Source organism: Acidobacteriota bacterium, assembly GCA_018001935.1.
Lineage (GTDB): Bacteria > Acidobacteriota > JAAYUB01 > JAAYUB01 > JAAYUB01 > JAGNHB01.
On sequence record JAGNHB010000037.1, the window covers coordinates 42,533 to 56,602 of the forward strand.

Consider the following 14,070-nt stretch of genomic DNA (forward strand, 5'->3'; position numbering starts at 1 on the left):
GGGTGCCGGGGTCACTCCTGCATGCCCAGGGCGGTTCTCGCCGCGTCCAGGTGCGCCTCGGCCCCGGAGGGGTCTTCCCCCCGGGCTTCCAGGATCTTCTGCACCATCTCCAGGGCCTTGATCGAGACGGTTTCGTCCTTCAGGACCGCGGCGCGGGCGAAGTCGGGGAGGGCGTTTTCCGGCTCGCCCCGGTTCACGTGGGCTGCCGCCCGCCAGTAGTAGGTCACCGCCTCCCGGGGATTGTGGGCGAGGATCTTGTCGAAGATCGCGATCGCCCCGGGGTAGTCCTGCGCCTTGAGACAGGCCATGCCCATCAGGCCGAGGGAAGGGTTGAGGACCTGGACCTGGTAGGTTTCCCACTCGCCGGTGAAGTCGGCCGGCTTCTCGGGGACGTCCAGGACCGCCGCGACGCGCCGGGCCCAGGCCAGAGCCCCCTCGTCGTCCTTTCCCTCAAGGCGGTTCCGGCTGAGGGTGAAGAAGAGGTCGGCTGTCTCCCGTGAACTCCCCGTTTGCTCCACGAGTGCTGCGTACTTTTCGCAACGGGCTTTGTCCTTGGCCTTATCGGCGATCAGGACCATCTCGGCCGCCATGCGGGGGACGGGGTTTCGGGCGTAGATGGCCTCGGCCAGGTCGAGGTAGGGCCCGTACTCCCCCCGGTCCAGCCGGATCTTCGCCAGAACGCGCTCGGCCAGGTCCCTCGCCACGGGATAGTGGGCCAGGAGCCGCTTGGCGGTTTCCTCCGCCCGTTGGGTCTCCTGGTTCTTCAGCCGGGCTTCGAAGCAGACCTGGAGTTCGTACAGGACGTTGGGCAGCAGGGTCGACTTTCCGTGCCAGTCGAGGAAGTCGATGACGGCGGCCTCCTTCTCGTCGAGACCGGACGCCTCGTGAGCCTTCAGGTAAGCCTTGTACTCCGAAGGGGTGTAGGCGGGTTTGTCTTCCGCGGCAACCGGGGCCGCGGGGCAGAGAACGGCGAGGGCGAAGAGAAGGAGATGGATTGTGGGCAGGCGTCTGGTCATGGTTGTCCCCCCTTGAGATGGATTCAATTGACGGTCTGACCTCGGGCCTCGAGGGAGATCCGGATGCGGCCGTCGCTGATCACCACCCGGACCCCCTTGCGGGAAAGGTCCGCGAGGCAGTTCTCCAAGGAGAAAAGGGCGTCGGGGTCGGCGGACTCCAGCTTCCGGGAGTCCAGGAAAAGGAAGCGGATCTTCCCTTTCCTGGAGAGGAAGCCGGTCACCTTTGCCACCTCGTCCCGGTCGAGAGCGCCCGTGATGCGCACGAAAAGGTCGTTGATCCCCTCGTAACGGTTGGTCGTGAATTCGTAAGGCATGGCCACCTCCGGATGCTGCGCCCGGCGCCCGGGGACAGCGGTTGCTCCCCCGTTGGAACCGTGCGTCGACGGCGTCCCGTTGCGGGGCGCCCATCCGGGTGGCGGCCCGACCACCCGATTGGTCCTGCGGCGCACTCGTGCGCCGCACCCGGGATGGTTCAGTCGTGCCGGGTCGGAAGGGGTGGGGTCACGCCCTTCGCGATCGGCCGGTCTTCGGCCGTTTTCGAAAAGCCCCTGACGGCAAGTTCAAGGGTCAGCCGCTGGTCCGCGGAGAGCCCGGCCGCCGCGGCGAAAGACCGGTGACCGGCGATCAGGCCGGCCAGGGCCGCCGCGTGCTGCAACGCCTCCTCCTCCCCGGCCCCGGCCTCCGCCCCGTCCCCGAGTTTGGAGACGATGCACTCCAGGTACCGCCGGAAGGCTTCGTTCAGCTTCGGGGACGCATCCGGTTCGAGGAGGAGCATCCCCCGGGACTGGTGGAAGAGCAGCGCGTATTCGGGGTGTTCGCTCAGGAAGGCTTCGTGCCGCTCCACGAAGTCCCGGACGCGGTTTCCCGGGGCATTGCGCCTGCGGGCGGCGGGCCGCAGGTAGGTCTCGTCGAGCAGCCGGATCCCCTGGAGGAGCAGTTCGGCCACCAGGTCGGCCTTGGAGGCGAAGTAGTTGTAGAAGGCGCCCTTGGCGACGTCCGCCCCGTCGGTGATGTCCTCGACCCGGGTGGTGTAGATCCCCTGCTTGACGAATTGCGCCATGGCGGCCTCCAGAAGGCTCGCCCGCGTCTGCTCCTTTTTTCGGTCCCGGCGGTTCAAGGTCGGCTCTCCTTTGTGGTCATCATTCATCCATGACTAACGTTCATCCATGACCATCGTATCAATCGTGACCGGGGTTGTCAAGCTGTTTTTCCCGAAACCCGGCGTTTCTCTCGCAGAGGCACGGAGGCGCGGAGAAACGAAACCTAAATCTTATAGATAAAAACGCTTTACGATTCCACTTCGTGCCGCTGTGTCTCTGCGAGATCCTGAAACCGTCCTCTGGGTGAGGTCCCGTCAGGCGCCCGGGTTGGGCCGGGACTTCCCGCGCCGGGCCTTGCGGGGCTCGGGCGGCGCCTCGGGCGCGGGCTCCGGTTCGGCCGGGGCTGGGGGGACGCCCGCCGCGGGCTGCTCCGATTCCGCCCGCTTGCTCCGGAGGGCGACGAAGACGACGAAGGTGAAGAACAGCACCGCCAGGACGATGCCGAAAATCTGAACGGAATCCATGGGTTTCCTCCTCAACGAAAAAGGGGTGCGCTTCGCAAGTCGGCGCGGTGGGGAGCCCCGCACCCGTAACGTCGGGCGAGGTGAAGGGTCGGCAGCGGGTTCGAGAGCGCGGGTGTGAAGGCCGGTGCGGCGGCGCACGGCTCCCCGCGCGCTGCTCCGGGGGGGGCGGACGGAGGGCGGCAGAGGGGGCGGCAGGGGGCCTGGAGGGGTTCACGGCGTCCGGTCGGCCCACCGGGGGCGCTGCCTCGCTTCTGCGGGAATAAATAAAGCCCGGGACTGAGCCTGCCCGTGAAAACCGGGGGGTGAATACGCCGCGGGGCGCGTCGGCGTGCATGAGGCCTCCGAGGACCCTGCCCTCGCGCCCTGCCGGGTTCCCGACGGGGAACACCGGCCGGCACCGGGGGACTCCGGTCCTGCGGGGACGGCCCGACCACCGCGGTTGGCCTGTGACGTCGCTCGACGGTCACACCCTTGGCGTTTCAGATGCCGGACGAATGATCCGTGCATCGACAGATCGATTCTAGCGTACTTAAATTCCGGGTGTCAACGAATTCCGACTGCGGTTCTTCACGTGCAAAGTCGTAAAACGCCGGAAATCCATCGGGGAAGTGTCTGCAAGGCCTTTGGTTGAGCCATCGCCCGGGGGGCGATGGCCGTTTGGGGGGCGTCAGCGCGGGGCGGCGAGGGCGCGGAAGGCGTCGCGGGCGTCCGCGGTGCCCATGACGGCCGCCTTGTCCCCTTCCCGGAGGACGAAGTGGGCGTCCGGGTTCGGGAGCATGGCTCCCTCGCGCAGGACGCCCACCACCGAGGCGCCGGTGAGCTTTCGGACCTCCGCCTCGCCGATGGAGCGCCCGGCGAGCGTGCTGCCGGGGTCCAGGCAGACCCATTCCAACTCCAGCCCGGTGCCGGCGCCGTGGAGGAGGCTCAGCAGCCGGGCCGGCTCGGCCTGCTCCGAGAGTGAGGCGTAGAGGTCGCGGCGGACGGCGTCGGCGTAGCGCTGGATCTCCACCGGGTCGACCCTCAGGTGCAGCAGGGCCTGCCGGGCCATCTCCAGTCCGGTCTCGTACTCCGGGACCACGGCCTCGAGAATGCCGAGGTCCCGGAAGTCGGCCAGGGCTTCCGGGTCCGACACCCGGGCGACCACGTCGAGCCCCGGGTTCAGCCGTCTCGCCTCGGCGGCCGCGGCCCGGGCGGCCACGATGTTGGGAAGGGTCACCAGGAAGAGACTGGCTTCGCGGACCCCGGCGGCTTCCAGCACGGTCTCCCGCGAGGCGTCGCCGAAGACGGCGGGGTGCCCTCCGTCGCGGGCCGCCTGGAAGCGGAGCTGGTTCAGTTCCACCAGCACGAAGCGGAGGTCCAGGCGCTGCAGGACGCGGGCGATCTGGGACCCGGTCCGGCCCGCGCCGGCGATGACCACGTGGCCGTGGAGACCGGTCCGGGGCAGGTTGACCGTTTCCAGGGGCTCGTGCCGGAAGCGGCGCTTCCGGATGGCGTAGAGCCGGGAAGTCAGGCCCGAGACCAGGGGTGTGAGGACCATGGTGACGACGGCGGCCGTCAGGATCCGGGAGAAGAGGTCGGCGTCGATGGACCGGGAGGCGACGCCCACCCGGGCCAGAACGAAGGCGAACTCGCCGATCTGGAAGAGCCCGAGCCCGACGGCCAGCGGCACGACGTTCCCGTAGCCGAAGAGGCGGCTCAGCGCGGCGAAGATGACGCCTTTGCCCAGGCTCACCATGAGGACGAGAAGCAGGATGGACCCCAGGTTGTCCAGCAGGAAGCGGGGGTCGAGCAGCATGCCCACGGAGGAGAAGAACAGCAGTCCGAAGAGGTCCCGCACCGGGATGATGTCGGCGAGGGCCTGGTGGCCGTAGTCCGACTCGCTCAGCACCATCCCCGCCACGAAGGCCCCGAAGGCGAAGGAGAGCCCCGACAGCCAGGTGAGGTAACCCGTCCCCAGCCCGATGGCGGTGATGGCCAGGAGGAAAAGCTCCCGGGAGCCGCAGGCCGCGATCTCCTTGAGCAGGCGCGGGAGCAGCCGGGCCCCGAAGAGGAGCATGCCGGCGATGAAGGCCGCGGCTTTGACGGCGGCGTACCCCAGGTCGAGCATCCCCAGGGAGGGGTCGTTCAGCTTGGGCAGGATGACCAGCATGGGGACCACCGCCAGGTCCTGGACGATGAGCATGCCGATCATGACCTTGCTGGAGAGGGTGCCCATCCAGCCCTGGGACTCCAGGGTCTTGAGAAGCACCATGGTGCTGGAGAGGGAAATCAGGGCGCCCAGCCACAGGGAGCGCTTCCAGTCCCAGCCCCAGGCGAGGCCGACGGCCATCCCCAGGCCGACGGTGGCCGCGATCTGGATCGGGGTGCCCAGCAGCGCGATCCGGCGCACCGGCCGGAGCTTCTTCAGGTTGAACTCGAGCCCGAGGGCGAAGAGGAGCAGGGCCACGCCGATCTCGGCCAGCAGTTCGATGTCGTGGACCTTCGAGACCGTCAGGCCGCCGGTGTGGGGCCCCAGCAGGACCCCGGCGAGGACGTAGCCCAGGATCAGGGGCTGTCCCAGGCGGCGGAACACCAGCCCGCACAGGAACGCGAACAGCACGAGCAGGATGATGTCGGTGGCGATGCCCATCCGGTTGATTCCCGTTTGCGCCCTTTCACCGGCGGTTGCGTACGAGCCATATGAAATACTCGTGATTTCCGGTGGTCAGGACGGTCTCGCCGTTGGCCATGTCGAAACAGTACACCTCGAAGAAGTCCTGGACGAAGGTCGTGATCGTCCAGTATCTTTCGGGCTGCACATTGAGGAAGAAGTACATGTTGTCACTGCGGACCGCCTCGTCTCCGTGAGCCAGCCCGCGGAGTTCGTACACGGTCGGCAGGCGCCATTCCCCGCTCCTGGAGCCATCCTTCAGAGAATGAGAATTCGCCGCGATGCGGCTGGGGATGCTCAGGGCACAGTCTGGGTATTCCCCCGGGAGCCAGATAACCCTCATGGGCACAAAACTTGCGTCCTTCAGCCACACCAGCCCCGTGCTCATGTCCGTGACCGTGCCGTCGCCGTTGTCGCACCAGCGGCCCCCCGGGCTGAGCGTACCGTTGCAGGTGAAGCAGCCGGAAGCCCCCCCGGCCCGGGGGCCGGAGGCTGCAGGGTCGATACTCCAGGACGTGTTTCCTTCCCGAACATCCGCCGCCGGCGAATCCGGCGGCCCGCCCGCCACCCCCACCCAGAAGGCCCCGAGGATCACCCCCAGGGCCAGACCGCGAACGAAGCACAGCGTTTTCTTCACGGCACCTCCGGAATGCGAACCCTCGCCCAGAGTTGACGCGGTCGCAAAGAGTGCCATCACCCTCCGGGTGATGGCTCAAACAAAGGTCTTACAGACACTTTCCCGCTCGTTTTCCGACTTTTTGCGAACCCGTCAGAGTTGAATCGTTGACCTCGGACCGTCAAGCAAACGCCCTGCATCCCCGCTGCGCCTTCCACAGCGGCCGGGTCGCCGACTATCCGCCTCGCTGCCGAAGGCGCCGCCGGGAAAACGCACCCCCTGCGCACCGCCTTCGCATGCCCCCGGCTGTCCTTTTGGTCGTTATGTCCTTTGGGTCCCTTTGTCCTTTCCCGCCTTGAACGAGGCCGTTCGACGATCCACGCCCGCGCGTCGAGAGCGCGGGGCCGTCAGTAGACCACCTTCAGGGTGAAGGGGTAGTTGGGGTTGTAGGCCCCGCTGTACCCGTAGATCCGCACGTAGTAGGTCCCCGCCGCGAGGGTGCGCGAGACGGACTCGGTGGTGCCCGGGGCGTTGTAGGACCCGGTCACGTAGTCGGGGTTGTAGAGTTCCATCTCGTAGTCGGTGCCCGAGGGGACCTGGCACGTGAGGGTGACGGTCTTCTGGCTCGCCACCGTGAACTTGAACCAGTCCACGTCCCCCGAGGTGCACAGGTACCCCGCGTAGTTCACGCCGCTGGAGACGGTTTTGGCCTCGGAGGAGTAGTTGTTGGGCTCGTAAGGGTCGGTGCAGGGGGCGGTGACGGTCACCGACAGCGCGCCCGAGTAGCCGGACACGATGCTGGTGTGGGTGGCGCACCGGACCCGGGCCTTGACGGCGTAGGTCCCCTTCGCGGTCCACTTGTGGGTGGCCGACTTCACCCCGACGGCCAGCCAGCCGGTGTTGGTGCCGTCACCCCAGTCGAGGGAGTACTGGAGGGTGTGACCCAGGCTGGAGGCGCCGCCGCTCACGGTGTAGGTGTAGGTGGAGGTGGTGTTGCAGGCGGTGGTCCCCGTGGGCGTGGACGGGGCCGAGACGGTCTCGTCGGGCGTGAAGGTGTAGCGCAGGCCGTAGGCGGTGGAGCTGTAGGCGCCGCCGTCGCCGTAGACCCGGACGGAGTAGGTTCCGGCGGGCTGGTTGGTGGAGATGGACTCCGTCACGCCGGCGGCGTTGTAGGACCCGGCAACCCAGTTGGGATTGTACAGTTCCAGGTCGAAGTCCTTGCCGGAGGGCACCGTGCAGGTGATGGCCAGGGTCCCCTTCGACGGGGTGGTGATCCTGAACCAGTCCACGTCGCCGGCGGTGCAGATCTTGCCGCCGTAGGTGGTGCCGGCGGTGATGGGCCCGTAGGCGGCCGTGGAGGTGTTGTTGGGCTCGTAGGCGTCGGTGCAGGGGGTCGTAAGGGTGACCGACAGCGCGGCGGAGTAGGCGGACACGATGCTGGTATGGGTGGCGCAGCGGGCCCGGGCCTTGACGGCGTACGTCCCCGCCGTGGACCACGGGTGGGAGGCCGACTTCACGCCGGCGGCCAGCCAGCCGGAGGTCGTGCCGTCACCCCAGTCGAAGGAATACTGGAGGCTGTGGCCCAAGCTGGAGGCGCCGCCGCTGGTGGTGTAGGTGTAGGTGGTGCCGGTGCTGCCCGCGGCGGTCCCCGTGGGTTTGGCGGGGGCGGAGACGGTCTCGCTGCTCGAGTTCGGGTTGTGGAGCCACTCGTAGTAGGGCTTGGTGGACGCGAGGTAGGTGTAGGCCTTGTTCCACTGCATGGAGGAGTGACAGGCGATGCGCACGTCCGAGCCGCTGACGTACATGACGAAGGTGGCGTGGGCGTCGTAGTCGGAGCAGGACCCGCCGTGGTAGATCAGCACGTCGCCCACGGCGATGTTGGAGGGCGGCGCCTGCTTGTAGCCGCAGGTCCGGGTCCACCCTTTCAGGACCAGGCACTGGCCGAGCTTGGTGGCCCCGATCTCCTCCTTGCCGCAGGGGTAGCCCCGGCAGGGGTCGCCGCTGTTGAGGTAGCCGTGGCCGCCGGCGATCAGGCACTGGGACACGAAGTCGGCGCAGTCGCCGCCGTGGCTGGAGTAGCCGCACAGTTCGCCGCCCCAGTAGGACCAGGGGGTGCAGCTGGAGTAACTGGACGAGCAGCTGTGGTTGCAGCTGTCCCACCAGTCGGCGGCGTAGGCGTAGGCGTTGGACGGGGTGTAGGCCAGGACCGCCATGGTGCGCGGGATGCCGTGCTTTTCCAGCATCTCCCCGAACACCGGGCCGGAATAGCTCTCCGCGCCCCGCTCCTGCCACTCCTGGAGGACCTCGGTCACCGCCCCGCCCAGCTTGGGCTGGCGCCGGGAAAGGTCGAGCAGGATCGCGGCGGCCTTGACGGCCGTCTTCTCGTCGCCGACCGCCTCCACGACCTGGCGGGCCTTGCCGATCAGGTCGGCGGGGGTGAGGTCCCCCACCTGCTGCAGGCAGGCGGCGGTTTCCAGCGCCAGGAGCGGGTCCTGTTCGAAGGCTGCCAGGGACCGCAGGATCGCGGGGGCCTGGGTGGCGTTGACGCGGAGGAGGGCCGCGGGCAGGCCGTGGAGGGCCGCGGGGTCGAGGCCCTCGACCCGGGTGATCCGGGGCAGGGTGGACGGGTCGGCCATCCCCGTGAACGAGAGGATGTTGAAGGCCAGGATGCGCACCGAGTCCGACGGGTCCGTCGCGGCGCAGCGCCGGAGGAAATCGGCGGAACTCACCTGGAGCGCCCCCGGGTCCGTCTTCTCCAGCAGGGTGGCCACGGCCGGAAGGTAGGCCAGGCGGACCTTCTCGTCCTGCTCGGAGGGGAACAGGGCCAAGAGGCTGCGGAGCACGTACTCGACCTCCTCCCGCGGCGCGAGGGACAACTCGAAGAGCAGGTGGCGGCGGACGTCCGGGTCGGGTTCGGTGGTCAGGGCCGGCAGGTGGATCCGGCTCTTGCCGCTCCGCACGAACTGGGCTTCGTCGGGATGCCGGCTGTCGGCCGGGTTGTCAACGCCGGCGAGGAGGGTGACGGCCGCGAGAACGGCAAGGACGAACAGGAAAAGGAGACGCCTTGAGTCCATGGTTTCCCCCAAAGAGATAGTGATGAAATTTTATACAGAGGTCACCAGGTTGTCAACAGGGAAACGGTCAGGGGTGAAAATCCGAAAGCGTTCAAACGTGACGCGGTCGCAAGAGGCCCTTTTCTCTCCCGGGCCGGGGGGCGTTCGAGGAGATGGGGCCCCGGGGCGCATTTTTCCCGCCTTCGGGAGTCGAACGCCGCCGCGTCCACACCCCGTCCTGGGGGGAAATGTTTGCAGCGGGGGCGGCGGGACGGCCTTCCAGGCGATCAGAAAACACCTTTCGCAACCTCTTGTTTCTTGGCGTGTTGCGAACTTGACATCCTCGCGGAAAGACCGGACCCATCAAACCACACCGAACGCAAAGACACACAAAGAAGGCCCGAACTCATAGGTTTCAATGTATTTTGAAGGCCTGTCATCCTATTGCGCTCATTGTGCCCGGGGGGAGCTTTTCGGGGGACCCTGGCGCTTGAGACGCCGGTAATCCGGCCCTTCCAGGGTGATGTCGGCGCACTTCTCGAGGATCCGGGAGTGGAGGCGGTCGTTGATCCGCTCGGAGAGGGTGTGGAAACGCCCGGCGGTGCGCCCGGCCTGGAGGGAGGGCCGGGCCAGCTCGTCGGGGTTCTCGAAATCGCTCCGGTGAGGGCTTTTCGGCCGGTGCGGCGAGACCTCGTCGAAGAAGTTGGTGGTGAAGACCAGGGACACGTTGTTCGCCAGGCACTGGTTGATGACGTCGTAGAGCTTGTCGAAGACGAAGGGGGTCGGGTTCACGGCCCCCAGTTCGTCCATCACCACCACGTGACAGTGACGGAGGCGGCGGGTCATGTCGGGGACCGACGGGTCCGCGTCCGCGTCGAAGCTCATCTTGATCTGTTCGATCAGGTGCACGAAGTTGAGAAAAACACCCGTGAACCCCTTTTCGATGAGGGCTTTCAGGACGGCCACGGCGAGGTGGGTCTTCCCCGTCCCCACGGGGCCCCGCAGCAGCATCCCGGCCCCGCTGCCGAAGGTCTCCTCGTAGTTGCGGACGTACCGCCCCACGGTGGTGAGGGCTTCCATCTGGACATCGTTTTGGGGGTAGAAGTTCTGCAGGGTGCAGTTCATCATGGCGGGGGGGATCCCTGCGAAGGCCTTCCGGTTGTGGTCGAGGTCCCGGGTGAAGCACTCGCAGCGGCGGGCGACGTTCTCCTCCACCACCCAGGAGGTGCCGCCGCAATGGGGGCACTTCTCCCGGAAGTAGGCGTCGAAAATTCCTCTCAACGCGTGGTCAACCTTCCGCATTGCCAAATCCTGCCCGATCTCGTAAAATGTCCCCGCGTCGGCCGGCGGGACGATGCCATTATACCGGATTCACCCTCGCGACGCCAACTCCTTGAGAGGACCTTCTGCCTGTGCACCACGCCCTGCTCGCCTTCTTGTCGGTCTGGAACCTGTTCGGCCTGCTCAGCAGCGAAAAAGGCGAAATCACCCAGTTGAACGCCACGTTCGCCAACGGGGGGGTCAACGTCCTGTGCCGGATGACGGGCCTGGACCGGGGCCTGCTGTGGAAGAGCCTCGCCTCCGGGGAGGAGGTGGTCTTCACCTTCCACCTCGGCTTCTACCGGGAGCGCCGGTTCTGGTTCAACGAGACCCTCCACGAGGTCGACGTCAACCAGTCCCTCAGCTACAACAACCTGACCCGCCAGTTCCTGGGACGTTCCGAGGGCCTGGGTCGCTCGGAGGTCCTCTTCGGCGACCTCGACAGCGCCCTCCAGTGGTTGTCCACCCTCAAGGGCCGCATCACGCCCCCCGATTTCGCGGGTTGGCAGAAGAGCACCATCGTCCTCCAGGTCAAGGTGCTCATGGAAAAGCGCCGCCTCCTCTTCGTCGTCCCGTACGAGACCGTCTCGCCCGTCAAAAGGGTCAAGCTGTACTGCCCATGAAACCGAGAGTCCCCTTCCGTTTCGGGCGGCGGGGCGTCGTCCTCAGCCTCCTGGTCGCCGGTTTCCTGGTCTCCCTCCTCCTGATCACCCGGACCCCCGGGAGCGGTGCGGAGGACTCCCCCACCTTCAATCTCCAGGTGGTCCTCCTGGCCGTCCTCACGGTCATCAACGCCCTGGCCCTCCTGCTCCTGGTCTCGGTGCTGGTCCGCTACCTCATCAAGCTCTTCTTCGAAAAACGCGGGCGGACCCTTCACACCAGCGTCCGCACCAAGCTGATCCTTGCGTTCGCCTTCCTGGCCGTCGTCCCGGCCGGGCTGTTCATGTTCTTTTCCTTCACCCTGATCAGCCACAGCGTCAACCAGTGGTTCTCCGCCCCCGCGGAGGCGGTCCTCAACCACGCCGAGGACCTGGCGCAGTCCTACTACGCGTCGGTGATCGACCGGACGAAGGCCTTCCTCGCCGACTACCTCGAAGCCCCGGCCCCGGGGGCGCCGGAGGAGGCCCTGCGGACGTTCCGCCGCACCCGCCGCATCGACACCGTCCTCCTGCTGGACGAACAGGGCGCCGTCGTCTTCCGGGACGACACCCCCGGCGCCTCCGGGAAGCCCTACATCCCCGACAACGTCCCCCTGATCCTGCAGAACGCGAAACCCGCCGCCGCCTCACACTACCTCGAGAGCCGGCCCTCCGAGGACGTGATCATCGCCTTCGCCCAGATGCCGGGCCGCCCCGCCCGCGTGATCGTCTTCGCCCAGAAGGTCCCGTCCTCCCCCGCCTACCACGCCTACCTCATCAACGAGGCTTACAAGGAGTACTTCCAGCTCAAGAACCAGGTGCAGCTGATCCGGGCCAATTACTTCCTGGTGGTGGGCGGGGTCGGGGGGATGATCCTGCTGGGTTTCAGCTGGTTCGGCGTCTACATCTCCCGGAAGATCACCACGCCCATCAACGCGCTCCTGGAGGGGTCGCGGCGGGTCGCCTCCGGGGACCTGTCCACCCCGGTGGCGTGCGAGACGCGGGACGAGTTCGAGGAACTCATCCAGTCCTTCAACCGGATGACCGAGGAGATCCGCCGCAACGAGGCGATGCTGGAGGACGCCAACCTCAAACTCGTCCGGATCAACCAGGAGCTGGAGTCCCGTAACACCTTCATCGAGACGGTGATCGACACCATCGCCGCCGGGGTGGTCTGCGTGGACCAGGAGCACCTCGTCACCATCTCCAACGCCGCCGCGGCGAGCCTGCTCCGCCCGCTCGCCATCACCGACGGGCGGAGCCGGCTCCAGGACGTGCTGCCCAGGGAGAAGGCCGAGGAACTCGTCCGCCTCCTCAAGGATTCGGACTTCCACGGCCGGGTCAGCAAGGAGGTCCTCTTCCACGCGGGGAAGCGCACCCTCCACTTCGCGGTGACGGTGACCCCCATGCGGGACGACCAGCAGCGGAAGACGGGCTACGTCATCGCCTTCGACGACGTGACGGAACTGCTCAGGACCGAGAAGGCCGCCGCCTGGCAGGAGGTGGCCCGCCGGCTGGCCCACGAGATCAAGAACCCCCTGACGCCCATTCAGCTTTCGATGGAACGGGTGGCGAAGCAGTACCGGAAACTGGAGGAGGCCTGCATCCCGTCCGGCGAGCGGGAGGCCGGGCCTTTCCGCGCCTTCGGGGAGATGCTGGCCGAAGCGCTCCAGACGGTGCAGGGGGAAACCCGGAACCTCAAGTACCTGGTGGACGAGTTCTCGAAGTTCGCCCGGCTCCCCGTACCCGTTTTAAAACCCGAGGACCTGAACGCACTGGTGACCGAGATTCGGGATCGCTGCCAGCCGCTGCACCCGGAAATCGCCTTCGACCTCGACCTCGAGGCGAACCTCCCCTTCCCTTACCTGGACGCCGAACTGATCCGCCGGGTCCTGGTGAACCTCGTGGACAACGCCGCCGAGTCGATCCGCGAGATCGCGGAAGGGGGCCGGATCACCCTCGGCACCCGGCACGACCGGGAACACGGCCGGGTGGTCCTCGTCGTGGAGGACACGGGGAAAGGCGTCCCCGAAGACGCCCAGGACAACCTCTTCCTGCCGTACGTTTCCACCAAGCAGACGGGCATGGGCCTGGGGCTGACCATCGTGAAGAAGATCCTCGACGACCACGAGGCCGGGATCCGCCCCGAGCCGGTGACCCCCCACGGCCTGCGCATGGTTATCGATTTCCAGAACTTCTAGCCGGGAGATGTGGTGCCTTCCGCGGCCGGGGTCGATGGCACTGCGGGAGATCGTGGGGATCGGCCAGGCCAGACGAGGTGAGAACCGTTCCCCCCGACCCCGGAGGGGTCGAACGTGAATAGAACGGTATGAGAATCGTTCCCCCCGACCCCGAAGGGGTCGAATGTGAATAGACGAGGTGAGAACCGTTCCCCCCGACCCCGGAGGGGTCAAACGTGAATAGACGAGGTGAGAACCGTTCCCCCCGACCCCGGAGGGGTCGAACGTGAATAGAACGGTATGAGAATCGTTCCCCCCGACCCCGAAGGGGTCGAATGTGAATAGAATGAGGTGAGAATCGTTCCCCCCGACCCCGAAGGGGTCGAACGTGAATAGAATGAGGTGAGAATCGTTCCCCCCGACCCCGAAGGGGTCGAATGTGAATAGACGAGGTGAGAACCGTTCCCCCCGACCCCGGAGGGGTCGAACGTGAATAGACGAGGTGAGAACCGTTCCCCCCGACCCCGGAGGGGTCGAACGTGAATAGAACGGTATGAGGATCGTTCCCCCCGACCCCGAAGGGGTCGAATGTGAATAGACGAGGTGAGAATCGTATCCCCCGACCCCGAAGGGGTCGGACGTGAATAGACGAGGTGAGAACCGATCCCCCCGACCCCGAAGGGGTCGAACGTGAATAGACGAGGTGAGAATCGTATCCCCCGACCCCGAAGGGGTCGGACGTGAATAGACGAGGTGAGAACCGATCCCCCCGACCCCGAAGGGGTCGAACGTGCGGAGATGTGATTCACGTTCGACCCCTCCGGGGTCGGGGGGGGGGTGGCGCGTTCATTCTATTCACATTCGACCCCTTCGGGGTCGGGGGTAGGGATGGCGCGTTTATTCTATTCTCCGCACCGGTGAGGGAGAAGGCCAAGAGCAACGGTCAGGGATTGGGCCAGCCCCATCCGCGGAGAGGCGGTAATAAACTCTATAGCCCGGCCTCTAAAGAAGGCTTTATTCTATAGAAAGAAAA

The 14,070-nt window shown here is 66.5% G+C and carries 10 protein-coding genes; 2 read left to right on the forward strand and 8 right to left on the reverse strand.

From position 1 onward, the window contains the following. Positions 1–11: 11 nt before the first annotated feature. The 8 genes from KA419_13805 to KA419_13840 all read right to left on the reverse strand — a co-directional run bounded on the left by KA419_13805 (position 12) and on the right by KA419_13840 (position 10,201). Entirely contained in the window at positions 12–1,016 is a 1,005-nt protein-coding gene (locus KA419_13805) for a tetratricopeptide repeat protein (GenBank protein ID MBP7867012.1), read from the reverse strand. A 23-nt stretch (positions 1,017–1,039) separates the two neighbouring features. Further along, positions 1,040–1,330 (reverse strand): hypothetical protein, encoded by a 291-nt coding sequence (locus tag KA419_13810; GenBank protein MBP7867013.1) that lies wholly within the window; start codon positions 1,328–1,330, stop codon positions 1,040–1,042. 158 nt (positions 1,331–1,488) lie between these two features. After that, the gene (locus KA419_13815; protein MBP7867014.1) at positions 1,489–2,076 is read right to left on the reverse strand and encodes a TetR/AcrR family transcriptional regulator; all 588 of its coding nucleotides are present in this window, start codon (positions 2,074–2,076) and stop codon (positions 1,489–1,491) included. 294 nt (positions 2,077–2,370) lie between these two features. Next, the gene (locus KA419_13820) at positions 2,371–2,580 is read right to left on the reverse strand and encodes a hypothetical protein (GenBank protein ID MBP7867015.1); all 210 of its coding nucleotides are present in this window, start codon (positions 2,578–2,580) and stop codon (positions 2,371–2,373) included. A gap of 667 nt (positions 2,581–3,247) precedes the next feature. Further along, positions 3,248–5,209, reverse strand: a complete 1,962-nt coding sequence (locus tag KA419_13825; GenBank protein ID MBP7867016.1) for a cation:proton antiporter — start codon at positions 5,207–5,209, stop codon at positions 3,248–3,250. A gap of 25 nt (positions 5,210–5,234) precedes the next feature. Further along, positions 5,235–5,867, reverse strand: coding sequence for a DUF1566 domain-containing protein (locus KA419_13830; GenBank protein MBP7867017.1), 633 nt, complete (start codon positions 5,865–5,867; stop codon positions 5,235–5,237). Between the two features lie 386 nt (positions 5,868–6,253). Beyond that, positions 6,254–8,920: a pre-peptidase C-terminal domain-containing protein gene (locus KA419_13835; protein MBP7867018.1), complete on the reverse strand. Its 2,667-nt coding sequence runs from the start codon at positions 8,918–8,920 to the stop codon at positions 6,254–6,256. A 429-nt stretch (positions 8,921–9,349) separates the two neighbouring features. Beyond that, positions 9,350–10,201, reverse strand: coding sequence for an ATP-binding protein (locus tag KA419_13840; protein ID MBP7867019.1), 852 nt, complete (start codon positions 10,199–10,201; stop codon positions 9,350–9,352). Positions 10,202–10,311: 110 nt separating this feature from the next. Here KA419_13840 and KA419_13845 point away from each other — a divergent pair, with 110 nt between their 5' ends. Then, positions 10,312–10,842, forward strand: a complete 531-nt coding sequence (locus KA419_13845) for a DUF4390 domain-containing protein (protein ID MBP7867020.1) — start codon at positions 10,312–10,314, stop codon at positions 10,840–10,842. After that, entirely contained in the window at positions 10,839–13,058 is a 2,220-nt protein-coding gene (locus KA419_13850) for a HAMP domain-containing protein (protein ID MBP7867021.1), read from the forward strand. Before KA419_13845 ends, KA419_13850 begins: the two co-directional genes overlap by 4 nt. Positions 13,059–14,070: the final 1,012 nt, after the last annotated feature.

Bases quoted from the DNA above. Each gene is read 5' to 3' on its own strand.
- KA419_13805 (MBP7867012.1), bottom strand. From the start codon at position 1,016: ATGACCAGACGCCTGCCCACAATCCATCTCCTTCTCTTCGCCCTCGCC.
- KA419_13810 (MBP7867013.1), bottom strand. From the start codon at position 1,330: ATGCCTTACGAATTCACGACCAACCGTTACGAGGGGATCAACGACCTT.
- KA419_13815 (MBP7867014.1), bottom strand. From the start codon at position 2,076: ATGGCGCAATTCGTCAAGCAGGGGATCTACACCACCCGGGTCGAGGAC.
- KA419_13820 (MBP7867015.1), bottom strand. From the start codon at position 2,580: ATGGATTCCGTTCAGATTTTCGGCATCGTCCTGGCGGTGCTGTTCTTC.
- KA419_13825 (MBP7867016.1), bottom strand. From the start codon at position 5,209: ATGGGCATCGCCACCGACATCATCCTGCTCGTGCTGTTCGCGTTCCTG.
- KA419_13835 (MBP7867018.1), bottom strand. From the start codon at position 8,920: ATGGACTCAAGGCGTCTCCTTTTCCTGTTCGTCCTTGCCGTTCTCGCG.
- KA419_13840 (MBP7867019.1), bottom strand. From the start codon at position 10,201: ATGCGGAAGGTTGACCACGCGTTGAGAGGAATTTTCGACGCCTACTTC.
- KA419_13850 (MBP7867021.1), top strand. From the start codon at position 10,839: ATGAAACCGAGAGTCCCCTTCCGTTTCGGGCGGCGGGGCGTCGTCCTC.